At 49.4% G+C, this 26,264-nt stretch carries 27 protein-coding genes and 1 riboswitch; of the genes, 1 reads left to right on the top strand and 26 read right to left on the bottom strand.

What is annotated here, in order from left to right:
- Nucleotides 1-19: 19 nt before the first annotated feature.
- The 26 genes from MUN34_RS02320 to MUN34_RS02195 form a co-directional block, all read right to left on the bottom strand.
- Nucleotides 20-472, bottom strand: coding sequence for a general stress protein (locus MUN34_RS02320; RefSeq protein ID WP_026827640.1), 453 nt, complete (start codon nucleotides 470-472; stop codon nucleotides 20-22).
- Between the two features lie 84 nt (nucleotides 473-556).
- On the bottom strand, nucleotides 557-946 hold the full coding sequence (locus tag MUN34_RS02315) for a YutD family protein (RefSeq protein WP_247856798.1): 390 nt from the start codon (nucleotides 944-946) through the stop codon (nucleotides 557-559).
- Between the two features lie 104 nt (nucleotides 947-1,050).
- On the bottom strand, nucleotides 1,051-1,989 hold the full coding sequence (gene lipA / locus MUN34_RS02310) for a lipoyl synthase (RefSeq protein WP_348772888.1): 939 nt from the start codon (nucleotides 1,987-1,989) through the stop codon (nucleotides 1,051-1,053).
- Between the two features lie 23 nt (nucleotides 1,990-2,012).
- A complete protein-coding gene (locus MUN34_RS15950) occupies nucleotides 2,013-3,308 on the bottom strand; it encodes a bifunctional metallophosphatase/5'-nucleotidase (RefSeq protein WP_247856796.1) in 1,296 nt (431 codons plus the stop codon).
- Between the two features lie 20 nt (nucleotides 3,309-3,328).
- Complete coding sequence (locus MUN34_RS02300; RefSeq protein WP_026827637.1) at nucleotides 3,329-4,174, bottom strand: DUF72 domain-containing protein; 846 nt, start codon at nucleotides 4,172-4,174, stop codon at nucleotides 3,329-3,331.
- Nucleotides 4,175-4,361: 187 nt separating this feature from the next.
- Nucleotides 4,362-4,928, bottom strand: coding sequence for a dihydrofolate reductase family protein (locus MUN34_RS02295; RefSeq protein ID WP_247856795.1), 567 nt, complete (start codon nucleotides 4,926-4,928; stop codon nucleotides 4,362-4,364).
- A 90-nt stretch (nucleotides 4,929-5,018) separates the two neighbouring features.
- Complete coding sequence (gene sufB / locus MUN34_RS02290; RefSeq protein ID WP_026827635.1) at nucleotides 5,019-6,416, bottom strand: Fe-S cluster assembly protein SufB; 1,398 nt, start codon at nucleotides 6,414-6,416, stop codon at nucleotides 5,019-5,021.
- 32 nt (nucleotides 6,417-6,448) lie between these two features.
- Nucleotides 6,449-6,883, bottom strand: a complete 435-nt coding sequence (gene sufU / locus MUN34_RS02285) for a Fe-S cluster assembly sulfur transfer protein SufU (RefSeq protein ID WP_012371201.1) — start codon at nucleotides 6,881-6,883, stop codon at nucleotides 6,449-6,451.
- The gene (locus MUN34_RS02280) at nucleotides 6,873-8,096 is read right to left on the bottom strand and encodes a cysteine desulfurase (protein ID WP_247856794.1); all 1,224 of its coding nucleotides are present in this window, start codon (nucleotides 8,094-8,096) and stop codon (nucleotides 6,873-6,875) included. The genes sufU and MUN34_RS02280 overlap by 11 nt, the downstream gene beginning before the upstream one ends.
- 1 nt (nucleotide 8,097) lies before the next feature.
- Nucleotides 8,098-9,375 carry a Fe-S cluster assembly protein SufD gene (sufD, locus tag MUN34_RS02275; RefSeq protein ID WP_247857031.1) on the bottom strand — a complete coding sequence of 426 codons (1,278 nt, stop codon included), beginning with the start codon at nucleotides 9,373-9,375 and terminating at the stop codon, nucleotides 8,098-8,100.
- Between the two features lie 18 nt (nucleotides 9,376-9,393).
- Entirely contained in the window at nucleotides 9,394-10,179 is a 786-nt protein-coding gene (gene sufC, locus MUN34_RS02270) for a Fe-S cluster assembly ATPase SufC (protein WP_012371204.1), read from the bottom strand.
- 156 nt (nucleotides 10,180-10,335) lie between these two features.
- Nucleotides 10,336-11,562, bottom strand: a complete 1,227-nt coding sequence (locus MUN34_RS02265) for an MDR family MFS transporter (protein ID WP_247856793.1) — start codon at nucleotides 11,560-11,562, stop codon at nucleotides 10,336-10,338.
- A gap of 73 nt (nucleotides 11,563-11,635) precedes the next feature.
- On the bottom strand, nucleotides 11,636-12,472 hold the full coding sequence (locus tag MUN34_RS02260) for a MetQ/NlpA family ABC transporter substrate-binding protein (protein WP_247856792.1): 837 nt from the start codon (nucleotides 12,470-12,472) through the stop codon (nucleotides 11,636-11,638).
- Nucleotides 12,473-12,505: 33 nt separating this feature from the next.
- Nucleotides 12,506-13,171, bottom strand: a complete 666-nt coding sequence (locus tag MUN34_RS02255) for a methionine ABC transporter permease (RefSeq protein ID WP_214853001.1) — start codon at nucleotides 13,169-13,171, stop codon at nucleotides 12,506-12,508.
- The gene (locus MUN34_RS02250; protein WP_131972343.1) at nucleotides 13,168-14,190 is read right to left on the bottom strand and encodes a methionine ABC transporter ATP-binding protein; all 1,023 of its coding nucleotides are present in this window, start codon (nucleotides 14,188-14,190) and stop codon (nucleotides 13,168-13,170) included. Before MUN34_RS02250 ends, MUN34_RS02255 begins: the two co-directional genes overlap by 4 nt.
- A gap of 80 nt (nucleotides 14,191-14,270) precedes the next feature.
- Nucleotides 14,271-14,376, bottom strand: a riboswitch (SAM riboswitch).
- Nucleotides 14,377-14,435: 59 nt separating this feature from the next.
- Nucleotides 14,436-15,602, bottom strand: coding sequence for a bifunctional cystathionine gamma-lyase/homocysteine desulfhydrase (locus MUN34_RS02245; protein WP_131972342.1), 1,167 nt, complete (start codon nucleotides 15,600-15,602; stop codon nucleotides 14,436-14,438).
- A complete protein-coding gene (locus MUN34_RS02240; RefSeq protein WP_026827627.1) occupies nucleotides 15,595-16,518 on the bottom strand; it encodes a PLP-dependent cysteine synthase family protein in 924 nt (307 codons plus the stop codon). Before MUN34_RS02240 ends, MUN34_RS02245 begins: the two co-directional genes overlap by 8 nt.
- The gene (locus tag MUN34_RS02235) at nucleotides 16,515-16,979 is read right to left on the bottom strand and encodes an S-ribosylhomocysteine lyase (RefSeq protein ID WP_026827626.1); all 465 of its coding nucleotides are present in this window, start codon (nucleotides 16,977-16,979) and stop codon (nucleotides 16,515-16,517) included. Before MUN34_RS02235 ends, MUN34_RS02240 begins: the two co-directional genes overlap by 4 nt.
- A 3-nt stretch (nucleotides 16,980-16,982) precedes the next feature.
- Nucleotides 16,983-17,621, bottom strand: coding sequence for a class I SAM-dependent methyltransferase (locus MUN34_RS02230; protein ID WP_026827625.1), 639 nt, complete (start codon nucleotides 17,619-17,621; stop codon nucleotides 16,983-16,985).
- Nucleotides 17,622-18,168: 547 nt separating this feature from the next.
- Nucleotides 18,169-18,447 (bottom strand): thioredoxin family protein, encoded by a 279-nt coding sequence (locus tag MUN34_RS02225; protein WP_247856791.1) that lies wholly within the window; start codon nucleotides 18,445-18,447, stop codon nucleotides 18,169-18,171.
- Nucleotides 18,448-18,547: 100 nt separating this feature from the next.
- Nucleotides 18,548-18,931 carry a glycine cleavage system protein GcvH gene (gene gcvH, locus MUN34_RS02220; RefSeq protein WP_012371215.1) on the bottom strand — a complete coding sequence of 128 codons (384 nt, stop codon included), beginning with the start codon at nucleotides 18,929-18,931 and terminating at the stop codon, nucleotides 18,548-18,550.
- A gap of 64 nt (nucleotides 18,932-18,995) precedes the next feature.
- Nucleotides 18,996-19,349 (bottom strand): arsenate reductase family protein, encoded by a 354-nt coding sequence (locus tag MUN34_RS02215; RefSeq protein ID WP_026827623.1) that lies wholly within the window; start codon nucleotides 19,347-19,349, stop codon nucleotides 18,996-18,998.
- 36 nt (nucleotides 19,350-19,385) lie between these two features.
- Nucleotides 19,386-19,841 (bottom strand): DinB family protein, encoded by a 456-nt coding sequence (locus MUN34_RS02210; protein WP_247856790.1) that lies wholly within the window; start codon nucleotides 19,839-19,841, stop codon nucleotides 19,386-19,388.
- Nucleotides 19,842-19,915: 74 nt separating this feature from the next.
- Entirely contained in the window at nucleotides 19,916-21,700 is a 1,785-nt protein-coding gene (locus tag MUN34_RS02205) for an acyl-CoA dehydrogenase family protein (protein WP_026827621.1), read from the bottom strand.
- The gene (locus tag MUN34_RS02200; RefSeq protein ID WP_026827620.1) at nucleotides 21,697-22,887 is read right to left on the bottom strand and encodes an acetyl-CoA C-acetyltransferase; all 1,191 of its coding nucleotides are present in this window, start codon (nucleotides 22,885-22,887) and stop codon (nucleotides 21,697-21,699) included. Before MUN34_RS02200 ends, MUN34_RS02205 begins: the two co-directional genes overlap by 4 nt.
- 17 nt (nucleotides 22,888-22,904) lie before the next feature.
- Nucleotides 22,905-25,322, bottom strand: coding sequence for a 3-hydroxyacyl-CoA dehydrogenase/enoyl-CoA hydratase family protein (locus tag MUN34_RS02195; protein ID WP_247856789.1), 2,418 nt, complete (start codon nucleotides 25,320-25,322; stop codon nucleotides 22,905-22,907).
- A gap of 184 nt (nucleotides 25,323-25,506) precedes the next feature.
- Here MUN34_RS02195 and MUN34_RS02190 point away from each other — a divergent pair, with 184 nt between their 5' ends.
- The gene (locus tag MUN34_RS02190; RefSeq protein ID WP_247856788.1) at nucleotides 25,507-26,142 is read left to right on the top strand and encodes a class I SAM-dependent methyltransferase; all 636 of its coding nucleotides are present in this window, start codon (nucleotides 25,507-25,509) and stop codon (nucleotides 26,140-26,142) included.
- Nucleotides 26,143-26,264: the final 122 nt, after the last annotated feature.

Here is a 26,264-nt window from a genome sequence, read left to right as displayed (position 1 = left end):
GGAGCTGGCTGTTTTGCTGTTACAGTAACCGGTCGTTTCGCTCATTGAGCGTGTTTGGACCGCTGAAAACGTTTGTATTATCCGATTCATCGTGGGCTTTTCGTTCAGAATGTTGATCCGCTTCATCGCCGACGAGTAAGACGAATTGTCCCTCTTCCGCTGCTTTGTTGGCACGGTTGACATCCTCTTTCGTCAATCCGCTCGCTTCCAGTACATCGCTGTGCGAAGAAGATCCGGCACTGTCCTTTTTAAAGATGCCTTTGATCTCTTGCCATAGATTCATGTGTTCTTCTTGCGACAGACGAGTCGATGTTTGTTGATTGTTCAGATCTGCCAACTCTTCGATTTGTTCCAAATCATATCGATCATGGGCAATGACTTTTAAATCTGTTGAAACAACTCCTGCGACACGTAAATCATGAACAGCACTGACGACTTCTGGTACTGAATGATAAATCCCGACGATTCTCATGGATAGTTCCCCCTATAGGTGCGTAATACTATACTATTAGCCGAAAACACCCAATCGGAAACATCCTTTCAAATGTCATTTTGATTACTGTTCGCTTTTGACTTCGTTTGCTTCTTCTTTTTCCGCTGAGAACTTCCGTTTCAGTTTTAACGTATTCGCCGAAGATCCGTCGAAGCGAGGTGGTGCTTCTTCTCCTTCTACGAATTCCATCCGTTTGACGATAAAGTACGCACAGCCGAAATTGCAGTATTCGTACAAATAATCCGCCACGTGGGAGATCTTTGTATCAAACGTTGCTTTTTCATGGTTATCTTCATAGAAACCACGGAGCCGCAATTGTCCGTGTCCCCAGTCTCCGACGATGTAGTCATATTTTTCGAGCACATCGCTAAAGCGGCCGATGAAGGCTTCTTCGTGGAATCCTTCCCGTTTTTCTTCGACGATTTCATATCTTTCACGATTGACTTGTATCATTTTTCCACCCCCTGCTTCTTTTATCTTACCATAATCATACTTGAAAACGAATCGTCAGACAGCAGAAAACCGTCCCCGCACGCGGCGTGGACGGTCCCTGATCGTCAGTCAATCGGTAGAGCAGCTTTATTTTTTTTCGCAGCGTTGACTTGTTCGTCGGCGTGGTAAGACGAGCGGACAAGCGGACCGGCCTCACAATGCGAGAAGCCTTTTCCGAGCGCAATCTGTTTTAATTCAGCAAACTCCTGTGGTGTGTAGTACTTGATGACATCCAAGTGCTTTCTCGTCGGTTGCAGGTATTGACCAATCGTCATGATGTCGACATCATTCGCCCGTAAGTCGTCCATCGTCTGCAAAATTTCTTCCCACGTCTCACCAAGACCTAACATCAGACTCGATTTCGTTGGAATTTCAGGTGCGAGTTCCTTTGAACGACGCAGGAATTCAAGCGTCCGGTCGTACGTTGCTTTTGCCCGGACCGTTGGTGTCAGACGGCGTACCGTCTCGATGTTGTGGTTCATGATGTCCGGCTTGGCTTCAATCAGCGTCTGTAACGCGTCGAAGTTCCCACCCATGTCGGACGGTAAGACTTCAATCGATGTCTCCGGATTCATACGGCGCACTTCACGCACCGTCTCCGCGTAGACACCGGCTCCGAAGTCATTTAAATCATCACGGGCAACCGCTGTGATGACCGCATGTTTCAGATTCATCAGACGAACGGATTCCGCTACTCGTTTCGGTTCTTCCAAGTCGAGTTCGTTTGGTCGCCCTGTCGTGACGGCACAAAAACGACAAGCCCGTGTACAGATACTTCCAAGAATCATGAACGTCGCCGTCCGGCGCACAGCCCAACATTCATGAATGTTCGGACACTTGGCTTCCTCACATACCGTGTGGAGCTTTTTCTCACGCATCATACTTTTGAGTTCTGTGTATGTCTCATTCGTGTTCAACTTGATTTTCAACCACTCTGGTTTACGTTGTATCTCTCCGCGTCCCATGAATCGGTTTCCCCCTTTATCCGTAAAAACTGACCTGATTTCTGTTACAGTATAACAAATATTCAGTGTTTGCGGACGGGTAATTCACCAAATTCTGACTTCTCCGATAGGCGATTGAACAACAAATCCCGTAATAATTCCGGCATGAAATATTCTTTCGGCATTTCTTTGATTTCCGGAAATAAAGGACCAAATGTAAACATATCCGGAAGGACGACAGTATAGGTTTTCGTATTGTCAATTTGGTGATGATTTCCAGCATAATGCATCTTGCCCATTAATTTACCGCGGAAACCGAGACCGCGCACTTTCAGCTGTTCAAAACGCTCACTGTCGACCTCGGCGATGAACGCTTTTAATTCCACACCCGTCATCGTCACCTTACACGGATTGATCGGATGCGGACAAAGCCGGTGCAAATCAAACGCGGACACCGGTCCCGGGGACAATGAGCCAAGCAACATCCCGGCCGGCACACAGGCGAGGTCCGCCTGACACCAGTCGCGCATCGTATCCGCGAGCAGTTGCGTAAACGGGGACGGGTTGAACCAGTCATTCGCCAGACCTGATGTCCGGCCAATCGGTTGTTTCATCTGACGCTCCGCTAAATACTGTTCTTTATCGAGTAAGACCGATGTCGCCTCGTCTGCCGGATACGCTTCAAGCGGATGCAGGACCGCCTCTTTTTCGCCCGTATCCGTGTTTAAGTAGATTTCCCCTGCGTACTGACCGTACTTTCCGGCCTGGGCAATCAACACGCCGTTTTTGACGACTCCGTCATCGAGGACGTGGTGCGTATGCGCTCCGATGATCAAATCAAGCTCCGGGAACCGTTCCGCCAGTTCTTCATCCTGATAAAAGCCGAGATGACTTAAACAGATCAAGACGTCGACTTGATCCCGCAAAGCTTCGATCTCACGTGCTGCTGCTTCAAACGGATCTTCAATCGTCCATCCGAGTAAGGCGTACAGCTCGTAATAAGGAGCTGTCAGCCCAAAAATCCCAACTTTTCCCGTCGGTAGGTGTTGAATCATGCCGGCTTTCGCAAACGGTGCCGTCAAGTTCGAGACGAGAACCGGGAACGTCGCGTCCGTATATAAGTCCGCCAACCAATCATGCGGAAACGTAATGCCTTCATTGTTTCCGATCGTGACAGCCGTCGGGGACAGTTCATTTAATAGATGGGTATTGATTTTACCTTGCGTCGCTTCCGTCGCCGGTGCGACCCGGTCCGCATGGTCGCCTAAATCGAAGACGAGGGAATCGTACGTCCGGTGTTCTTTCATGAACGACATATAGCGAGGCCACATATCAAAGTGTGAATGCAGATCGTTATAATGAATGACGTGTAACTTCACGCTTAAGCCTCCTCTAGGTGTTAAAACAGGGAAATTTGCCGGGGCGCAAGCGATTCATAATCAAGACCTAAAATCTCGATCAGTCGTTTGGCGTTTGGTACGGCGTCTCCTGCTGAGTTGTTGTTAAAGAAAACATACACGTCTTTTGCCTGTTCGGCAAGTGAACGGATGTGTGTCGCCAAACCTTGCAGTTCTTCTTCCGAGTAACGGTACAGGCAACGGACCTTCCGCCAGTCCTCACTGCTTTGGCCGGGCTTCTTGAGCCATCCGTTGATATTACGGCCGTGCAGACGGACAAATGCCGTCTCTTGTGTCACGACGGGAACAAACGGCACAGATCCGTCTTCCGTCTGCGGTTCATCACAGATCGTATGGATGAACTGATGCTCCGCCAAAAAACGCAGCGTCCGCTCTTGGTACGCTTCGGAATACCAGGACGGATTCCGAAACTCGATCGCGACAGGGAGACCGGCAAGCGACTTCCGGATCGTCTGAAGGTACTCGAGATGCACTTTACTGACATCGAACCAGGGCGGGAGTTGGACGAGAATTGCTGCAATCTTTCCACTCTGCCGCATCGGTTCAATCGAAGCGAGGTATTGTTCAAAGATCGGACCAAGCGGATCCTTGTTTTCCCGGTCATGACCACTCATCGCCCGATGGACCTTGACGATGAACCGAAAGTCATCCGGTGTTTCCGCGACCCATTTTTGATAATTCCGTTCCGGTTGAATCGCATAATACGTCGAATCGACCTCGACTGCCGGAAAATGGCCCGCGTAGGCAGCGAGCTTCTCCTTCCGATCCTGTGGTGTCGGATAGAGGCTGTCGTGATCGCCCCAACCGGTCACGCCGACATAAATCATCCTTCCCCCTCCTCATCTGTGTGTGCTACATATTTTTTATCATAGCATAGCGGAATCGGGAATTTCTTCTTCAAGACTCGTCTTCGAAAAGACGTGTATTCTTCATATAAAAAACAAGCAAATCCTTCCTACTCCTTCAAAAATAAGGAGAAAAAGACTGCCTGTTTCATGGATTCATTGCTGATCATCAGGAGTCGGTTCGAATCCGTTCATACGTCAAGGCGATACACCCGGAAGCAAATGTCTGCTGCTCTACGAGCTGTAAGGACAAGGAATGCTCAAACAACGGAAACATCCGCTTGCCGCCTCCGAGTAAGACGGGATAGATGACGACATGGTAGCAGTCGATCAAGTCCAAGCGGACGGCTTCTGCCGCAAGCGTCGCCCCGCCGATCGCAATCTGTTTCCCGGGTGCCTGCTTCAATGCTGCCAGTTCCTCCGCGAGTGGTCTCGTCGCAAGACGTGCGTTGCCCTCGACTGCTATCATCGTTTCCGAGAACACAATCTTTTCGAGCGCTTGCCATGTCTTCGCATACGCTACGATGATCGGATCTGTGTCCGTTTGATCCGCGGTCTCCCAGTACTGCATCATTTCATACAGACGACGTCCATAAACATGGGTATCAAATTCTGTTTCGTAGTCATTGAAATACTGATGCAGTTCAGCGTCCGGTGACGCAAACGCGATGCTGCCTGACGCATCCTCGATGTACCCGTCGAGCGAGACTTGAAAAGAATAGATGAGATCACGCATGATGGCTCCCTCCTTTTTTAATCCTTTACCCGTTTTTACCTGTTTATTAAAAAAACCCTCTCATCCGCAGATGAGAGAGTAAAAAACGAATTATCCGATTGAACCTTCCATCTCGAACTTGATGAGACGGTTCATTTCGACCGCATATTCCATCGGCAGTTCTTTTGTGAACGGCTCGATGAAGCCCATGACGATCATTTCAGTTGCTTCTTCTTGTGAAATCCCGCGGCTCATCAGGTAGAACAATTGCTCTTCTGAGACCTTCGACACCTTCGCTTCGTGTTCAAGCGAAATGTTATCGTTGAGAATTTCGTTGTACGGAATCGTATCTGATGTCGACTGGTTGTCCATGATCAACGTGTCACATTCGATGTTCGAACGTGCGCCGGTCGCTTTACGGCCAAAGTGGACAATTCCACGGTACGTTACTTTCCCGCCGTGTTTTGAAATCGACTTCGAGACGATTGTCGACGACGTGTTTGGTGCAAGGTGAATCATCTTCGCGCCCGCATCTTGGTGTTGACCTTTACCCGCGATCGCGATTGATAATGTCATACCACGTGAACCTTCACCTTTTAAGATGACGGCCGGGTATTTCATCGTCAATTTCGAACCGATGTTACCATCGACCCATTCCATCGTCGCGCCGGCTTCACAGATCGCACGTTTCGTAACGAGGTTGTAGACGTTGTTCGCCCAGTTTTGAATTGTCGTGTAACGGCAGTACGCGTTTTTGTTGATGAAGATCTCAACGACTGCTGAGTGAAGCGAGTTCGTCGTGTAGACCGGTGCCGTACATCCTTCGACATAATGCACCGATGCTTCTTCGTCAACGATGATCAACGTCCGCTCGAATTGACCCATGTTTTCCGAGTTGATCCGGAAATAGGCTTGAAGCGGCGTATCCATCTTGATGCCTTTTGGTACGTAGATGAATGATCCACCCGACCAGACCGCTGTGTTAAGAGCAGCGAACTTGTTATCCGTCGGCGGAATCAATTTACCGAAGTACTCACGGAATAAATCTTCGTTTTCTTTCAGTGCTGTATCCGTATCTTTGAAGACGATTCCTTGATCTTCAAGCTCACTCTTCATGTTGTGGTAAACCACTTCTGATTCATACTGTGCTGAAACACCTGCGAGGTATTTTTGCTCAGCTTCCGGGATTCCGAGTTTGTCAAACGTACGTTTGATTTCTTCCGGTACTTCATCCCATGATTTTTCAGCACGTTCTGATGGTTTAACATAATACGTGATGTCATCAAAACGAAGATCTGATAGGTCGCCGCCCCATGCTGGCATTGATTGTTCGTTGAAAATCTTGAGTGATTTCAGACGGAAATCAAGCATCCATTGCGGTTCTTCCTTCATTTTCGAGATCGTCTCGACGACTTCTGTCGTCAAGCCGCGTCCAGAACGGAAGATCGAGATATCGCGATCGTGGAAACCATATTTATAATCGCCAATTTCAGGCATGTTCTTAGCCATGTTCGTTTCCTCCTCTTACTTACTGACCGAAGTTACTTCCCTTCTTCGACGCCGCGTTCGAGCGCCTTCCAGGCAAGTGTCGCACACTTGATTCGTGCCGGGAATTTCGTCACACCAGACAGTGCTTCCGCGTCTCCCAGATCAAATTTCTCATCGTCGTAATCTTTTCCTTGAACCATCTCGGAAAAGACGTTGGCGAGTTGTAATGCTTCTTCGACTGTTTTTCCTTTGACGGCCTGTGTCATCATCGACGCAGACGCCATACTGATGGAACATCCTTCACCGTCGAACTTCGCATCTTTGACGATATCGTCTTCGATTGCGAGTTGCAGACGGATTGTGTCGCCACATGTCGGATTGTTCATATCGATTGTCACACCACCGTCAATCGCACCACGATTGCGGGGCGTTTTATAGTGGTCCATGATCACTTGACGGTACAAGTGATCGAGATTGTTAAAATCCATGACTGAAATACTCCTTCGTTTGGCGAAGTCCTGTTACTAATGCATCTACTTCTTCCTTTGTATTATACAGGTAGAAGCTTGCTCGTGCCGTTGAACTGGCTCCAAGCCAGCGCATCAGAGGTTGCGCACAATGGTGACCGGCACGGACGGCGATGCCTTGCATATCGAGTACCGTCGCGACATCATGTGCGTGGACATCACCGAGATTAAAGGTGACGAGACCCACCCGTTCTTCCGGACCGTAAATCGTCAGTCCTTCGATGTCACGCATTTGTGCCATCGCGTACTGGGCAAGCTCACGTTCGTGGGCTTCGATATTACTGAGTCCGATTTGTTCCAAGAAATCGATTGCTGCCGACAAGCCGACAGCTCCTGCGATGATCGGTGTTCCTGCTTCGAACCGGTACGGTGATGGTTTGAACGTCGACTCTTCAAGCCCGACGTAGTCAATCATCTCGCCTCCGAATTCGACCGGCTCCATCGCATTGAGTAATGCTTTTTTGCCGTACAGGACGCCGATACCGGTTGGTCCGCACATTTTATGTGCCGAAAACGCCAGGAAATCACAATCGAGATCCGTGACATCGATTTGTTGGTGCGGTGCACTTTGCGCTGCGTCGACGACCATGACGGCACCGACTGCGTGCGCAAGCTGTGTCACTTCTTTGATCGGATTAATCGTCCCGAGGACGTTCGAGACATGCGCCATCGCGACGACTTTCGTCCGATCGGAAATTTGTGCTTTGACCGCTTCAATCGTCACACGACCGTCCGCTGTCAAATCGACATATTTCAGTTTCGCTTTTTTCTTTTTCGCGACTTGTTGCCACGGAATCAAATTCGCATGGTGCTCCAGGTATGTGACGACAATCTCGTCCCCTTCTTCGACATGCTCCATTCCGTAACTCGACGCGACAATATTAATCGCAGTTGTCGTCCCGCGGGTAAAGATAATCTCTTCATGGTGTTGCGCCTTGATGAAACGACGTACGTTCTCACGCGCACCTTCGTACGCATCCGTCGCTCGTGTTCCGAGCGTATGGACGCCACGGTGCACATTCGAATGAACCGTCTTGTAGTAGTTGTCAATCGCCTCAATGACGACGAGCGGCTTTTGTGAAGAAGCTGCACTATCTAAATAGACGAGTTTCCGGTCATTAACCTGCTGGTCAAGAATCGGAAACTGATTGCGGATGGATGCATCGATTCCCATATTAGTTTACTTTCCCTTCGATCACTTGAACGAGACGTTCTTTGACAGAGTCAATCGCGAGTTCTGAAACAACCGGTTGTAAGAAACCATGAACGACAAGACGTTCTGCTTCTTTGCGTGATAAACCACGGCTCATCAAGTAGTAGAGTTGAAGTTCGTCGACACGCCCGACAGATGCCGCGTGTCCTGCCATGACATCATCTTCATCAATCAAGAGGATCGGGTTCGCGTCACCACGTGCCTTTTCAGACAACATGAGTACACGTTCCGTCTGCACACCGTTTGATTTTGAAGCGCCATGGTGAATCATCGATGTTCCGTTGAAGATCGATGTTGCCGAATCTTTTTGAACACCGTGAATCAAGATGAAACCTTCCGAACCTTTACCAAAATGGTCTGTCCGGACGTTGAAGTTTTGTTTTTGATCGCCACGACCAACCGTTACGGCTTTCGTGTCAGAGAACGAATCGTTACCGACGAGGTGTGTTTTCGTTTCTGTGATCGTGTTTCCGTCATTCATGTGACCGAGTGCCCATTCGAGTTTCGCGCCTTGTTTGACGACACCACGACGGTTCATATATGTGACAGCACCTTTTGCCAGTGTATCGACACCACCAAAGAGGACTTTCGCGTTGTCTTCAACGAACACTTCCGTGACGACGTTGACGTTATGCGCTTCTTCGCCATACGACACGAAACTTTCGATATACGTCAGTTCGCTGTCCGCGTCAGCAATGATGATCGCATGGTGGTAAAGTGCACCACCCGCTTGCTCCAGCGTATAGATTGCTTGCATCGGAACCGTCAACTTCAAGCCTTTTGGTACATAAAGGAATGTACCGCCGTTCATGAGTGCCGCGTTAAGTGCTGCGAGACGGTCTTCATTGACGTTGACGCCTTCTGTCATGAAGTATTTCTCGATCAGTTCCGGGTGATGTTTCATTGCGTCTTCGAGTGTCGTGAAGATGACACCGTTCGCCGCTTCGCTGTTTTGCGCGTGAACGAGTTGTCCGTTGCGCGTGATCAGCATATGGTCACGGTTTTCACCGATCAATGTTTCGATATCCGGTGTGAGACCTGTTACTGTCTCAAGCTCTGCTGTACCTTCCGTGAAGTTCCAGCCACCGATTTTGATTTTTTCTACTTTTGGCAATGCGAGCGTTGGGGCAAGATCAAGTGCATCTTGACGCTTAGAGATCATCCAAGCGGGTTCCCCTAAGCGAGTCGCACGTTCTGCCACTGCCTCGCGATTTACTGCAAGATTCAGTTCTACAGTCATCATGCTTCCTCCCTCGTCTTACGCTTTTGTTTCGATTTCGACTTCTTCGATGCCGAGTTCTTTTTTAACCCAGTCATAACCTTCTGCTTCTAAACGGTGTGCAAGTTCTTTTCCACCTGACATGACGATTTTTCCGCCCATCATGATGTGGATGAAATCTGGCTCAATATAGTTCAAGAGGCGTTGATAGTGCGTGATGATCAAGCAGCCGAATTCAGGTGAACGCATTTCGTTGACACCTTTTGCGACGACTTTGAGCGCATCGATATCAAGACCTGAATCGATTTCGTCAAGGATGGCGATCGCTGGTTTCAACATCGTCATTTGGAGGATTTCATTCCGTTTCTTCTCTCCGCCTGAGAAACCTTCGTTGAGGTAACGGTGTGCCATTTCGCCCGGCATTTCGAGAAGACCCATTTGTGCGTCGAGTTGACGGATGAATTTCATGAGTGAGATTTCATCGCCTTCTTCGCGGCGTGAGTTGATTGCTGAACGCAAGAAGTCTGAGTTCGTGACACCACTGATTTCGCTTGGGTATTGCATCGCGAGGAACATACCTGCTTGTGCGCGTTCGTTGACTTCCATCTCGAGGACGTCTTCGCCGTCGAGTGTGACTGAACCAGACGTTACTTCGTAAGTCGGGTGACCCATCAATGCTGATGCGAGTGTTGATTTACCAGTCCCGTTTGGTCCCATGACCGCGTGGATTTCGCCGCCTTTGATTTCTAAGTTGACGCCTTTCAAGATTTCTTTGCCGTCGATTGCGACGTGTAGATCTTCAATCTTCAAGTGTGAAGCCTTCATGTAGAATCCCTCCATCTATTCATTTCGTGTCTGACGATTCAGTTCACGAGAGTTACTAATTTAGTATCATTCTAATCTTAATGAATCATACCACATTATTCAAGCGTCATCGCTCATGGTTTTTTCTCAAAACGAGCGTCTTTACTGAGAATGACTTTAAAGTGAGACGACTTCCTTCTCTTCTTCCGGTTTCGACTGACGGTGAACCCGCTGTGACAGTAAGAGCAGTGGGATACCGAGCAATGTCAAGAGGGCTAGGACACCAAAAATCGGCAGTGGTCGATCTGCACCAAAATAAAGTAACAATTGACCGCCGACGACCGGTCCGACCGATTGACCGATTGACGTCAAGCCCATCGCCCCGAAATAACTACCCCGTAATTCCGGTGTCGCAAAGCTGTCGGTCAAGATATCCGTCATCGTGAACATCATCACTTCCCCGCACGTGAAGATGAACATCGCGCCGATCATCAGCCAGACCGTACCGGCCGTTCCCATAACGAATAAACCGACGGCGACGGTCGCAATGCCGACCGTGATCGATACGAGCGGCGACGTCTTGACACCAAACTTCATGATCGGGTACTGGACGACGAGTACCGTGATTGCGTTAATCGTAATCAACAAGGCAAACAAACTCGTCCCGCCCGACAATAGCGTCGTCGTCGTTAAAAACTGCGGCAATGTCGAGTTGAACTGACTGTATCCGAAGACTCCGAAGATGATCCCGGCGAGCGCGAACGTAAAAGCGACGTCGGTCTTCAGCAGACGGACCGTTGCCCCGAACGACACCTTTTTCCCGCCGTGACTTTCCGTGATCGGATGCCGCTTAAACAGGATGAAGATGGCGACGCCGTAGCCGAAGTAAACGAACGCCGTAATATAGAAGGTAATCGACGTATTGCCCGCACTGAGCAACAAGGCAATCCCCGGTCCAATCGCCGCTGCAATATTGATGCACGTATAACGGATGTTAAAGACGAACAACCGGTTTTCTTCCTCCGTCGTATCACTGATCAACGCCCTCGCCGACGGTTCGAAGATGGAACGAAAAACGCCATTTAAAGCACTTAAGATGAAAAATGCCCAAAATGTCTCGACTTGCGCCAAGGCGATGAAAACGAGGACAAATCCAAAGGTTCCGCTCAGCATCATCGTCCGCCGCCCATACCGGTCGGATAACGTTCCGCCGATGAAGCTCATGACAAGACTCGCGATGGCCGAGATACTGAGAATCCAGCCGACATCAACCGGACTGAACTTTAAGACGACCGATAAGTAAATCGCAAAAAACGGCATCGTGATGAATGTCCCGAGCCGGGCGAAAAACGTCCCGAGCAAAACCCCGATCGTCAATGGATGAAGCTGTTTCAAACGTTGCATGGAAATCCCCCTTTCGCACAAAAAAACAATGCATCCTTCCATTATATAGGAAGAATGCATTGAAGGAAGCAACTTATTTACTGACCGGGACGACGGCCCCTTTGTATTCTTTTGTGATCCAGTCCTGGTTCTTTTTCTCATGGAGAATATCGAGTAATGTCGTGACACGTTTATCTTTTTCGTCGCCGTCACGTGTAACGATGATGTTGACGTATGGCGAAGACTCGTCCTCTAACGCAATCGTATCTTTCAACGGGTTCAATCCGTTGTCGATTGCGTAGTTCGTGTTGATCAAGACAGCATCGCCTTCGTTGTTTTTGTAAGCTTGCGGTAAGAGTGATGCTTCGATGTTTGTTTTGAACTTGATGTTTTTCGGGTTTTCTGCGATGTCGTTGAGCTGTGCATCCGTTGTTTTACCGTCTTTCAACTTGATGAGTCCTTCATTTTGGAGGAACGTCAAGACACGTCCGCGTTCTGCGACGTTTGAGCTCGTTAAGATTGTTGCGCCTTTTGGTAATTCATCCAGCGACTTATATTTCTTAGAATAGACACCGAGTGGTTCAACGTGAACGCCGCCGGCACTCGCGAATTTATAGTCTTTGTTTTCCTTTTCCTGTTGCTCCAGGTACGGCACGTGTTGGAAGTAGTTTGCGTCGATTTCTTTTTCAGCAAGTGCTTTGTTCGGAAGAACGTAATCTTGGAACTTTTGAATTTCAAGTTTATAGCCTTTTGCTTCATATTCTTTTTGAACGTGCTCGAGAATTTCAGCGTGAGGAACGTTTGACGCTCCGATGACGAGTGTTTTAGAGTCCTCGCTGCCTGACGAAGAAGATTCTTCTCCGCATGCCGCGAGGCTGATTGCTAAGACCGATACGGCTGCTGTGCCGACGAATTTTTTCCAAAGTTTCATGAATGATTCCTCCCAAGTTAAATAAAATAGGTCTTACCGTTTATCGATGGCTTTGACGAGCAGGTCACCAATAATTTGAATGATGAAGACGATGACGAGAATCAACAACGTCGCGATGACGGTGATGTTATTTTGTGAGCGCTGGAATCCTTCAATGAAGGCCATATCGCCCAGTCCACCACCACCGGCTAACCCGGCCATTGCCGTGTAACCGACGAGTGCGACGAGTGTGACGGTGATCCCGGATACGATTGCCGGAAGAGCTTCCGGAATCAGGACTTTATAGATGATTTGGAACTTCGTTGCGCCCATCGATTCGGCTGCCTCGATGACACCCTTATCGACTTCACGAAGAGCCAGTTCGACCATTCGGCCGTAAAACGGTGCTGCACCGAGAATCAACGCTGGTAAAGCAGCGGTCGGGCCTAAAAATGATCCGACGATGATTTTCGTAATCGGAATCAACAGGATCAATAGGATAATAAACGGGATCGACCGGAAGATATTGACTAAAAAGCTGAGCACGGAATACAGTGCCCGGTTCTTAAACAACAGATCTTCGTTTGTCGCATATAACAACAGACCGATCGCCAGTCCGAGGACGAACGTCGCGAGTCCTGCAACAGCCGTCATATAGACGGTACTGCGGGTTGCTTCCCAAACCATATCCCAATCCACATCTGTAAAAAATGTACTCATCGGTGATCCACCTCCACTTCAACGTCACTCGCTTGAAGTTTGGCGATGACCGCTTGTGCTTCCTGTTCCGACCCGAGCAGCTGAATGAACAGCGTTCCGAGTGCCCCGTCCTGCGTCTGTCCGACGTTTCCGCCGATGATATTGAATAATAAGTTCGAGTCTTTCATGACTTCGGCAAGGATCGGACTTTCCGCCGTCGAACCGACGAACGTCAGCTGGACGATTTTTCCGGTCGGGTAGCGTTCGCGTAATTTCGCAAACGTCAATTCGTTTTCGGATGGTGATGTCAATTGTTTGACGAACTCTTTTGTCATCGCCTGTTTCGGGTGACGGAATACTTCGGCAACCGGTCCCTGTTCAACGATTTTCCCGGCTTCCATGACAGCAACCCGGTGACAGATTTTTTGAATGACATGCATCTCGTGTGTGATCAAGACGATCGTCAGTTTCAATTTTTTGTTGATGTCGACAAGCAACTCTAAAATTGAGTCCGTCGTTTTCGGATCCAGCGCGCTTGTCGCTTCGTCACATAGTAAGACATCCGGGTTTGATGCCAGTGCCCGGGCAATCCCGACCCGTTGCTTTTGTCCACCTGACAGTTGGGACGGGTAAGCACCTTCGCGTCCGTCGAGTCCAACGAGTTGAATCAGTTCAGCAACCCGTTCTTTGCGACGGGCTTTCGGATAACCGCCGAGTTCGAGCGGGAACATGATGTTTTCTTCGACAGTCCGTGACCACAGCAGATTAAAGTGCTGGAATACCATTGAGACGTTTTTGCGGACGCCGCGTAATTCTTTCGGTTTGAGCGTCGTCATTTCGACACCGTCGATTTGAATCGATCCGCTCGTCGGTGCTTCGAGCATGTTCAGCAATCGGATCAAGGTTGACTTCCCTGCTCCCGAATAACCGATTATTCCAAAAATTTCACCGCGCTCGATTGATAAGTCGACATTGACGACGGCTTCAACCGATCCGCGCTTCGAACGATAAATCTTTCCTACATCCTGTAAGCGAATCAATACGGTCCCTCCTAAACATAAAAAAAGTGCGCACGTTTTAGAGCAAACGCGCGCACTTTTTCAGTACACAAAACCATTTGCTCTCATCTTGCAGACATTCGTCTGCTGGAATTAGCACCACTTCGGAATAAATTCCGCGGTTGCCGGGTTTCATCGGGCCAGTCCCTCCACCACTCTCGATAAGAGTTATCGGTATTTAGTTATTTTTAATATAATCTGAATATTAGCAGGGCTTATTTTGCTTGTCAAACAGTTTTTTCTGAAACCGGCTGAAGCAGGCTGAAAGCACGTGCTAAATCTTCTTTCAAGTCTTCTGCATCCTCAAGTCCAACCGAAATCCGGACAAGACCATCCGTGATGCCGAGCTCAGCGCGACGTTCTGCCGGAATCGAGGCATGTGTCATGCGTGCCGGAACAGAAATCAAGCTTTCAACAGCTCCAAGACTCTCAGCCAACGTGAAGAAATGTGTCGCTTCGACGAGTTTCTCCGCGTTTTCCGCTGATCCGACATCAAAGCTGATCATGCCGCCAAAACCAGTCGCCTGTTTCTGTTGTGTCGCATGTCCCGGATGTGTTGGAAGTCCTGGGTAGAAGATGTTCGAGACGACGTCCTGTTCCTGTAAGAACTGAACGAGATCATGTGATGTTTCTTCGATTGCATCCATCCGGATACCAAGCGTCCGTAAACCACGGACGAGCAGGAAGCTGTCCTGCGGTCCAAGAATACCGCCGGTCGAGTTTTGGATGAAATGAAGATCTTCTCCGAGCTCGTCGCTGTTGACGACGACGAGTCCGGCGACGACGTCCGAGTGACCGCCGATGTATTTCGTTGCACTGTGCAAGACGATGTCTGCGCCGAGTGCGAGTGGTTGCTGCAGGTATGGTGTCGCAAACGTGTTGTCGACGACAAGTTTCAGATTGTTGCGTTTCGCGATTTCAGAAACAGCTGCGATATCCGTCACTTTCAACAACGGGTTCGTTGGTGTTTCGACATACAACATCTTCGTGTTGTCTTGAACCGCGGCTTCCGTCGCGGCGAGATCCGTCGTATCGACGAATGTCACTTGGATGTTGAATTTCGGTAAGACACGTTGCATCAAACGGAACGTTCCGCCGTAGACGTCATCGGTCATGACGATATGGTCACCTGACTCAAGCAGGTTGAAAACCGCGTGAATCGCAGCCATTCCTGACCCGAAGGCAAAACCACGTGCTCCACCCTCGAGGTCGGCGATCAATCGTTCAATGCTCGTCCGTGTCGGGTTGGCTGTCCGCGAGTATTCGTAGCCTTCTTTTAATTGACCGATTTTCTCTTGTTTGTACGTACTTGTTTGATAGATTGGAGGTGTAACGGCACCTGTTGCTCGATCGACGCCTGTTCCTCCATGAATCAATGCTGTCTTTTTACGCATGTGTCTCGTCCACCTTTTCAAAGATTTGTTGGCTCAAATACCGCTCGGCACTGTCCGCGAAGACGGTGACGATGGTACTGCCGGGAAAACGGTTTGCCAGATCAAGCGCTGCTACGAGTGCCGCACCGGCTGAACTGCCGACGAGCAACCCTTCACGAGCCGCCAATTCATGGACTTTCGTGAATGCATCATGATCCGAAACCGTATGAATTTCATCTACTAAGTCGCGAGAGACGAGACTTGGCCATTTGGCCGTCCCGATGCCTTCCGTCTTGTGCGGTCCGGCTGGTCCCCCATTGAGGACGGAGCCTTCCGGTTCGACGATTGCACCTTTCGTCCCGAGACGTTCTTTTAAATAAGCCGCTGTTCCGGCAAACGTTCCACCTGATCCGCATCCGGCAACGAACCAATCAATCTGATCCAGTTCCGCCATCAGCTCAGGACCAAGTGTCCGCTGATAAGTAACCGGATTTTCTTCGTTTTCGAATTGAAGCGGAACATAACTGTTCGGAATCGTTTGTCCGAGTTCTTTTGCTTTATCGATCGCACCCTGCATATCGAGCTCAGTCGGTGTGTTGACGACAGTCGCGCCGAGTGCCCGCATCAACGTCTGTTTCTCCTGGCTGAACTTTTCCGGAACGACACAGATGACCTCTAGATCATATTTTTTGGCGGCGAGCGCCAAACCGATGCCGGTATTCCCGGCTGTCGGTTCGATGATCGTTCCACCTGGTGTCACATATCCTTGTTCGATTGCGGCATCAACGAGTTGAATGCCAAGGCGGTCTTTGACGCTGCCCCCAGGGTTCATCCATTCGAGCTTCGCCAAAATCCGCGTACCAGCAGGCAAATCGAATGAAGTAATCTCGTAAAGCGGCGTATTTCCGACGAGGTCGCGAACTGACTTCGCAATCATCCGAAGACGATGTCCCATTCATCACGACCGGCAAGCATTTTCTCGGCATAGTGCTTCGCTCCTTTAAGGTCGTGGGCGCTTGCGAATCCGCATTGGACTTCGTTTTGCGCTGGAATTTCTTCTGCTGCTAAGACGTCTTGTAATGTCTTCTCAACGAGTTCGCTCATTTTTTCGACCGAATCAAAGTTCATCATCGCCATGTAGAAACCTGTTTGGCAACCCATTGGCGAGACATCGATGACATCATCCGAATAGTTACGGATGTTTTCTGCCAGTAAATGTTCCAGTGTGTGCATCGCACGCATCGGCATCTGCTCGACGTTTGGTTGTGTGAAACGAATATCGTATTTGACGACTTGGTCGACTTTTCCGTCTTTGTAACCGGCAACGCGAATATATGGTGCTTTGACTTTCGTATGATCCAAGTTAAAGCTTTCTACGTTCATTTTTTTAAGTGTCATGATTTATTCCCCCATTTTCTCGGCTTCTACGAGCCAGACGAAGTGATTGTATTGTGTGAATGTCACGTCAAATCCACGTGACGCAAAAATTTGTTCCATGACCGGAATCAGTGGATAAAACTCACGTTCCAAGTCTTCTGCCAAACCGTTAAATCCTTGTGCTTTCGCTTCAGCGATCGTCTGCAGACGCGCTTCTTCCGATACGAACATCGTGTCGGCGTAGACGATTTTTCCGTCTTCAGGCAAAATCTTCGCCATCAGATCAACTGCTTCTCCCTTTTCCTCATCCGTCAGATGATGAAACGCATAGGTCGAAACAAAACTTTTCGCATGGTCTGCCGTAAAGGACAGGAAGTGTCCGTCCTGTACAGGTAACGTTGGAATCTTATCGATGAGGATTTCCCGCATCTCCGGACTCGGTTCCACCGCCAAAACGTCTTGATGCCGATCGAGCAACCGTTGGGTCAGATTCCCTGTTCCAGCCCCGAACTCGACGACCGGTGAGATCGCTTTTGTTGCCACCGTATCTAATATTTCTTCATAACGACGAAAGACTTCTTTGTACTCCGGATCGTGCCCCGTAACCGTGTCGTCGTATGTCGACGCCCACTCTGTAAATACATCCATAAAACGTACTGTCATGCCTGTTCGTCCTCCGTATCTCTTTTTTAATTCCGACTAATCGGATATGAATTAAAGTAATTTACCTTAATCGCATTGTAGCAGGGTCATTTCTGATTGGCAAGACGACTGCTTTAAATTTTTTCGAAAACAAAAAAAAGGCGCTGCCGGAGAACCGGCAACACGAATAATGTGGTTAGAAACACTACGAAGGAAAACCCAGCCCTGACACGAACTTCTTCGTTCGTCGTACCAGAGGACGGCGCCCTTTCGACATATAAACCAAACTGTCCTCGCATTCAGATTACCTGCTCCAATCCTGGATGGTCTTTTTGGGCCGCTTCGTCTTTGGGGGACGACTTAAGGGGAGACAAACAAACAACCTAGGATTTTGTTGAGCGGTTCTGTCATGAAAAGAAACAGCCGATTTACATCTCTGCCAGACTTCCTATAAAGTATTTCTAGAAGTTGATATGAATATACCATTCATAATTTAGCATTGTCAATCAATTATTGTAAATATTCCGACAATTTAGCGTAAAGAGAAATCTTTTTTTGATTCCTCTTCTTATTCCGTACAAAACGCAAAGACATTTTGAACCGATTGGAAGGCATAAAGCCTTGATACGACTCGATTATCCTCGATTTTTAATAAAGCGGGAACACTCATGACCTGGGCTTGTTCCAAAAACTCCGGAATGAAATTTCCATTCGCTTGTTGAATCCATTCCCCGTCTTTTGTCGCTTCGACAATCGTAAGCATCCGGCTTGCGATGGCACACGTCCCACACATCGGTGCATAGACATACAAAAAACCGTTTTCTGGTACTGCTGTGACTTCCTTCATTAACCCTGTCCTCCCTTCCTATTTCTTATCTTGTGCCAGTATACAGAAAAAAAGACGACGAGGAAACGAAATCGTTTCCTTGTCATCTTTTCGTTAAGTATTACTCGTTGATCATTGATTTGTAAGCAGCAGCGTCCATCAATGCTTCGACTTGTGCTTCGTCTGCGATCTCGATATCTACCATCCAAGCACCTTCGAATGGTGATTCGTTGACGAGTTCTGGGGAATCTGACAGTGATTCATTGATGGCAACGACTTTCCCTGAAATCGGTGCGTACAATTCGGATACCGTTTTAACGGATTCGACTGAACCAAACGGCTCGTTTGCCGAAATCGTATCGCCGACTTCTGGCAGTTCAACGAAGACGATATCGCCAAGTTCATGTTGCGCGAAATCCGTAATACCGATTCGTGCCTTGTTTCCTGTTACTTCGACCCATTCATGCTCTTCCGAATAACGTAGATTGTCTTTGACTTGACTCATTTGCGATTCCCCCTGTGATCTATAGTGGACTAACGCATTCAGTATACCAAATGAACTAGCCTTCTTAATACCATTTTCCGTGATAGAGTTCTTCTTTGAATCCAATCGTCACGTCTTTCCCGTCTGTTACGATCGGTCGTTTGAGCAACATGCCGTCACTTGCGAGCAGTTCATATTGCTCCTGTTCCGACAGATTCGGCAGGCGGTCCTTGATGCCTTGCGAACGGTACGATTGACCACTCGTGTTAAAAAACTTCTTCAACGGCTCGCCACTCTTTTGATGAAGTGCCTGAATCGTCTCGGCACTTGGTGTCTCCTCGACGATGTGTTTATAATCGACCTCGACGCCATTTGCCTCAAGTGCCTTTTTTGCTTTGACACACGTACTGCATTTTGGATAGCCATACATAGTTACCATCTTTTCCTCACCTCTGTCTTCAGACTAGCAGATTGGTCAGCCCCGTTTCAAGCGGGCAAGCGCTGCATCGATTTGATCTTGATGATGGTGATCGTGTGCAATGAAGGAGGCGACAAACGATTTCGGCCGGAATGTGCCTTCATACGTCCGTTCATATTGCTCGTCCGTCAACCGATCGAGCTGCGCGATCAATTCCTGCCGCACGGCAATCGCTTTTCTCAACAAGGCGAGTGCATCGATGTGATGGGCATATTCGACCGCCAGACGATTGAACTCATCGTAGTCGGTTTCAACCAGCGTCAACGGTTCATCCGGTAATTTCGACACCGCATGATCGAGGTAATACCGATCCCATAAAAACAGATGACTGACACATTCCTGGACCGTCCATTTATCGATTGCGAGCGGTAATTCCCATTCTTCCCCGGAAAGCCGTTCAAGTGATTTATAATAGTCGATCGCAAACTGGAGTTCCGTCAATTCTTGTCGCATGTTGCTCCCTCCTTCAATGAAAAAATTCGCCCTTACAGAGATTTTCCCTGCAAAGGCGAATCGGTAAACCTGACTTAGACTGTATATTTGTTGGCTTCAATCAAACGTTTGGCAATCAGACGTTTTGTCCCAATCGAGTTGATCGGCTGGTACCGGCTGAACTTCTTCAAGGCCGAGAGAAGCATCCGGAGTTCGTCGCCGCTTGCTGCCGCGTACAACGTTTCCTTCGCGTCCCGCTCCACGCCTTCAAAGGCTTGTTGTGCAAAGACTTCCGTATAACGGATTTTCAGTTCGTTCTTCTCGACGCCTTTTGCAGCAATCGCTTTTTCCGTCCGGACAATTGCCGACTCCAGGGCATAAATCGCACTCATGATGTCCGCTGTGTTTGCGAGGATTTCCTGTTCACCCTGCAATTTGTCCTGATACTTCTGAACAGCTGTTCCAGCCGTCAGCAGGAAGATCTTTTTCATCATCGCCAGCAAATGACGTTCACGGTCAAGAGGTTCCGATCCGACTTCCGTCGGCATGAAGCTCATGACTTCCTGTTGCAGACGTTGCGCTTCTGCGAGGAGCGGTAAGTCGCCTTTCATTGCTTTTTTCAGCAACGTGCCCGGTACGAGCAGACGGTTGATTTCGTTTGTTCCTTCGAAGATCCGGTTGATCCGTGAATCACGGTACATGTTCTCGACTTCGTATTCGGCCATGAATCCGTAACCACCGTGAATCTGGACCGCTTCGTCGATGACATAATCAAACGTTTCCGAAGCGAAGACTTTGTTCATTGAGCATTCAATCGCGTATTCGGCAATCGCATCCGCGATTTTCTTGCCGTCTTTGCTCTCTTCTTCCGACAACTGATCGAGACTGTCCTGGAACAATCCGCCTGTCCGATAGACCGAACTTTCCATCGCATAAGTCTGCGCCGACATCGTCGCCAGCTTTTCCTGAATCAATGGGAACGAGCTGATTGGTGTTTTGAATTGTTTGCGTTCGTTCGCATACTGGACCGCAAGATCGATCGCACGTTTCGATGAACCGACCGCACCGACTGCTAATTTATAACGACCGACGTTCAAGATGTTAAAGGCGATGACGTGTCCGCGCCCGATTTCACCGAGGACGTTTTCAACCGGCACTTCCGCATCTTGTAAGATTAGCGTCCGTGTTGACGACCCTTTGATCCCCATCTTTTGTTCTTCGAGTCCGGTTGAGACACCCGGGTACTCACCTTCGACGAGGAACGCCGTGAATTTATCACCGTCGATTTTTGCGTAGACGACGAACAGACTGGCGAAGCCGGCGTTCGTGATCCATTGTTTTTCCCCGTTCAAGATATAGTGCGTTCCGGCTTCATTCAAGACTGCCGTTGTCTTCGCACCAAGGGCATCCGAGCCTGAGCCTGGTTCTGTCAACGCGTACGACGCGATCCATTCACCAGATGACAGTTTCGGGAGATATTTTTGTTTTTGTTCTTCGTTCCCGAAGAAGACGATCGGCAATGAACCAATCCCGACGTGCGCACCATAACTGAGGGCAAACGAGCGACCACGGGCAAACTTCTCCGTGATGATTGAAGACGAAATTTTATCCATCTGATAGCCGCCGTATGCTTCCGGGACATCAGCACCGAGCAAGCCGAGCTCGCCTGCTTCGCGCAGGAGACCGACCGACAATTCAAATTCATGTTTTTCGATCCGGTCGAGGACCGGTACGACACGGTCTTCGACGAACTTCGCCGTCATGTCACCAATCATTTTGTGTTCTTCCGAAAAATCTTCCGGTGTAAAGAGACGATCTGCTTGTAACTCATCCAGTACAAAACTTCCACCTTTAATCAATTCGTTTGTTGTTTGGCTCATTGTCCTGTTCCTCCTTCAACTAGTTCGAATACGCCGGCAGCACCCATGCCGCCGCCGATACACATCGAGACGACGCCATATTGGACGTTCCGTCGTTTCATTTCATGCAAAAGTGTTAAGGTCAGTTTCGTTCCGGTACATCCGAGTGGATGACCAAGCGCAATCGCGCCGCCGTTGACGTTGACGATGTCTTCGTTCAGTCCGAGTTCCCGGATGACACCGAGTGACTGGGATGCAAAGGCTTCGTTTAATTCAATCAATCCGACATCTTCGAGCGTGATGCCAGCGAGTTCAAGTGCCTTTGGAATCGCGACGACCGGTCCGATTCCCATGACTTCCGGACGGACACCACCGACGGCAAACGATTTGAACTTTCCGAGAATCGGCAGTCCTTGGCGTTCCGCTTCTTCGCGTTCCATGATCAAGACGGCAGCAGCACCGTCTGATGTCTGAGACGAGTTGCCCGCTGTGACACTTCCGCCGAGGCGGAATGCCGGACGGAGCTTGGCGAGACCTTCCGATGATGAATCGGCGCGGACACCTTCGTCATGTTCGACGACCCACGTCTTTTCTTCAATCTTCAACTCATCGTTGACGTATTGTTCCGTGACCGTCACCGGGACGATTTCGTCGACGAACTTTCCGGACGCAATCGCAGCGGCTGCTTTTTGATGGCTTTTCAGTGCAAAGGCATCTTGATCTTCGCGTGAGACTTGATAGGTCGCAGCGACTTGTTCTGCCGTATGCCCCATGCTCATATAATATTCCGGTGCCGTTTCGACGATCGATGGATTCGGTCGGACGACGTGTCCTGGCATCGGGATTTGGCTCATCGATTCGAGTCCACCGGCGATGACAGCTGTCGCTTGTCCTGTCATGATCTTCATCGACGCATCGGCAATCGATTGGAGACCGGACGAGCAATACCGATTGATCGTGATCGCCGGCACTTCATGCGACAGTCCTCCGAGGACCGATGCATACCGGGCGATGTTCATCCCTTGTTCAGCTTCCGGTAAGGCACAACCGAGAATGACATCATCGATTGCTCCGGTGTAGTTCGCGCGTTTCAATGTTTCCTTGATGGCGATTCCTGCGAGTTCATCAGAACGCATCGACTTAAACGATCCTTTTTTGGCTTTGCCGACTGGTGTCCGTGCACCAGCGACGATTACTGCTTCCTTCATTCGAATCCCCCCAGTCATCAGTTACGAAGCGGCTTGCCTTTGACAAGCATATGCTGCATCCGTTGTTGTGTTTTCATCTCACCAATCAAGCTCAGGAAGGCTTCCCGTTCGATGTCGAGCATGTACTGCTCATCGACCTGTGTGCCGAACGAGACGTTCCCACCGGCAATGACGTGTGCGAGTTTACTTGCGATTTTTAAATCATGTTCCGAGATATAGCCGCCGTAGAACATCTCGCGGGTTGCGAGTTCAAGCGTCGCTTTCCCGGCACGACCGACGACTGGAATCTTGGCATGTGCTGGCGCCGTATAGCCTGTCCGGTCGAGTTCAAGGACCAGTTGTTTCGCATCAAACGTCAAGTGGTCCCGGTTCATCGAAATTTGATCGACGGTCCGGACATACCCGAGTTCCCGTGCTTCAAAGGCCGATTTCGAAACCTTCGCCATCGCGACGTTCTCAAACGTCTTCTGCGCGGCTTTTTCGATGTTGACGAGTCCGTCCGGTGTATTTTCGAGCAGACGACGATACGTGTTGACGTTTCCGCCGCCTCCTGGAATCAGACCAACACCGACTTCTACGAGTCCCATATACGTTTCAAGACCTGCCTGCAAACGGGCTGCCGGAAGCGAAATTTCCGTTCCGCCGCCAAGCGTCATCCCTTGCGGTGCAACGACGATTGGACGGGACGCGTAACGAATTTTTTGAATCGACTGCTGGAACTTATTGATGATCCAGTCGAGTTCGAACCAGTTTTCATCCTCTGCTTCCATCAACATCATCGCCAGGTTCGCCCCGACACAGAAGTTTTTGCCGTCGTTTGCGATGACAAGACCACGGTGATTTTTTTCAACGAGATCAATCGACTGTTCGATCATCTGCATGATGTCGACGCCGATCGCGTTACTCTTCGACGTGAATTCAAGGACTGCGACATCGTCTCCAAGATCAAGCAGACGGGCACCGTTGTTTTCAAGCAAGACGCCGTTTGATTTGCGGACGTCACGTAAGCGGATTTCTTTCGGATTGACGGCACTGCCGACATACGTTTGTGTCTGCGCATCATAGAACTGACCGTCTTCGTTGTAAAAGCTGGTGACACCTGACGCAAGCATTTCGTCGACCCAAGCCGGTACGTCATAGCCGTCCTGCTTCATCTTCGCGACCGTCTTCTCGACGCCGAGCGCATCCCATGTCTCGAACGGTCCCATTTTCCAACCGAAGCCCCATTTCATCGCTTCGTCAATCGCTTTGATGTCATCCGCGATTTCGTGTGTCAGTTGAGCCGAGTACAGTAACGTCTTCGCATGGATCGGCCACAATAAGGCACCGACACGGTCCTTCGAAAAGACAACAGCCTTGAGTTTATTTTTGGCGCCCGGAAGAGCTTTTGCCTGGCCGATCGATGGTTCAGTAAGCGCTTTCTTTTCGACATATTCAAAAGTTGCAAGATCAAGTTCCATGATCTGTTTGCCGACTTTTTTGTAGAAGCCTTGACCCGACTTTGCCCCGAGTGACCCTTCGTCAACCAATCGTTTCATTTCTGCCGGTACGGCAAACGTGTCTTTTTCCGCTCCGTCCGGTAACAGGTCGTACACGTTATTGGCAACGTGAACGAACGTATCAATCCCGACGACATCAAGCGTCCGGAATGTCGCGGAGCTTGGACGACCGAGTAATGGTCCGGTGACGGAATCGACCTCCCCGATCGAATAGCCGCCTTTTTTCATTTCATCCATCGTGACGAGCAACCCGTATGTGCCGATCCGGTTGCCGATGAAGTTTGGTGTGTCTTTTGCGATGACGACGCCTTTACCGAGACGTTCTTCGGCAAACTGTTTCATGAACTGGACGACTTCCGGATTCGTATCACGTGTCGGAATCAGTTCGAGTAACTTCAAGTAACGCGGCGGATTAAAGAAGTGGGTCCCGAGGAACCGGGCGTTAAAAGAATCCGAACGTCCTTGACGCATCGCTTCGATTGAAATCCCTGACGTGTTGGAACTGACGATCGCATCTTCGCGTAAGAACGGTTCGATTGTCGCAAACAACTGTTGTTTGACGTCAAGCCGTTCAACGATGACTTCAATCACCCAGTCCGCTTCTTTGAGGCGTTCCAAGTCGTCTTCGAGGTTTCCGACTTCAATTAAATCAAGTAATTGCTTCGAAGCCAGTGGTGCCGGATTTTGTTTGAGTAACTTCTGCCGGTTGTCACGGGCAATCCGTGAACGAACTGCCGCATCATCCAGCGTCAATCCTTGTTTCGTCTCCTGCGCGGTTAATTCTTTTGGTACGATATCAAGCATCAATGTCCGGATTCCCGCGTTCGCGAGGTGTGCGGCAATCCCTGCACCCATGACCCCTGAACCGATAATGACGGCGAATTGAATATGTTTCGTCGTGTGTACTGTGGTCGGCTGACCGATTTGACTCGCCATGATAGACCCCCTGATTCGTAATTGAATGAACAACCATTCATTATTCTGACAAAAAAAGAAGCCGTCCGTTTTTCCACTGCTTCCTTCTACCTCTCCATCATAAATGAATTATCATTCAGTAGCAATAAAAAATCAGCTATTGGTCAAATTTTCCTGTTAGACTGAAGGCAAAGGGGGAATTCTCATGAAACCGACGGAACAATTATGGGATCAAAAAGCGATGGATTGGGCGGAACGATCGGAGATGATGTGGACGACAGGCAGCCGGAAAACAATCATTCCGTTTCTGAAGTCCGTCATCACATCCGGCAACTTACTCGACTTAGGATGCGGCGACGGCGCGGCTTGCCGGTTGCTCGCGGACGCGTTTCAGGTCACAGGACTGGATTTGTCGGAAGAAATGATCCGGATCGCCCGTGCCAAATCACCGGCACTCGATTTCGTCGTCGGAACTGGTGAAGCGTTACCGTTTGCGGATGATACGTTTGACGTCGTCCTTGCCGTCAATTCACTCGAATGGTCGACGCGTCCCGTCACGGTACTTAAAGAGATCAGCCGCGTTTCCCCACTCGTCGTCATCAGTCTGCTTGGACCAACGGCGGCACCACGAGCGTTATCATACCGTCGCCTGCACGGAGAAGACGCACCGATGGGCAATACGATGATGCCGTGGGAACTCGTCCAACTGGCAGATGAACTCGGCTGGACGTTGCTTGACGAAGCCGTCATTCAAAAAGAAGGTGCCGTCATGACCGGACACCGGTTGCTCGATCAGGCCCATGCGTTTTCCTGTTTGTTTGCGTTTCGGACAAGAGATTAAAAAAAATACCTATTTGCAACAGACGTATGTCCACCCGCTTTTCTCGGGCGGGACGCAAGCTAGCTGTCATCTAGATGACCGGGTCTTGCCTGTCCCTGACGGAAGCAAGCTTCCTTTTCCCA

Source organism: Exiguobacterium sp. 17-1 (genome assembly GCF_023096305.1).
GTDB classification, from domain to species: domain Bacteria; phylum Bacillota; class Bacilli; order Exiguobacteriales; family Exiguobacteriaceae; genus Exiguobacterium_A; species Exiguobacterium_A sibiricum_A.
The sequence above is the reverse complement of the archived record's forward strand: the minus strand, read 5'-3'. Positions and strand labels throughout refer to the sequence as shown.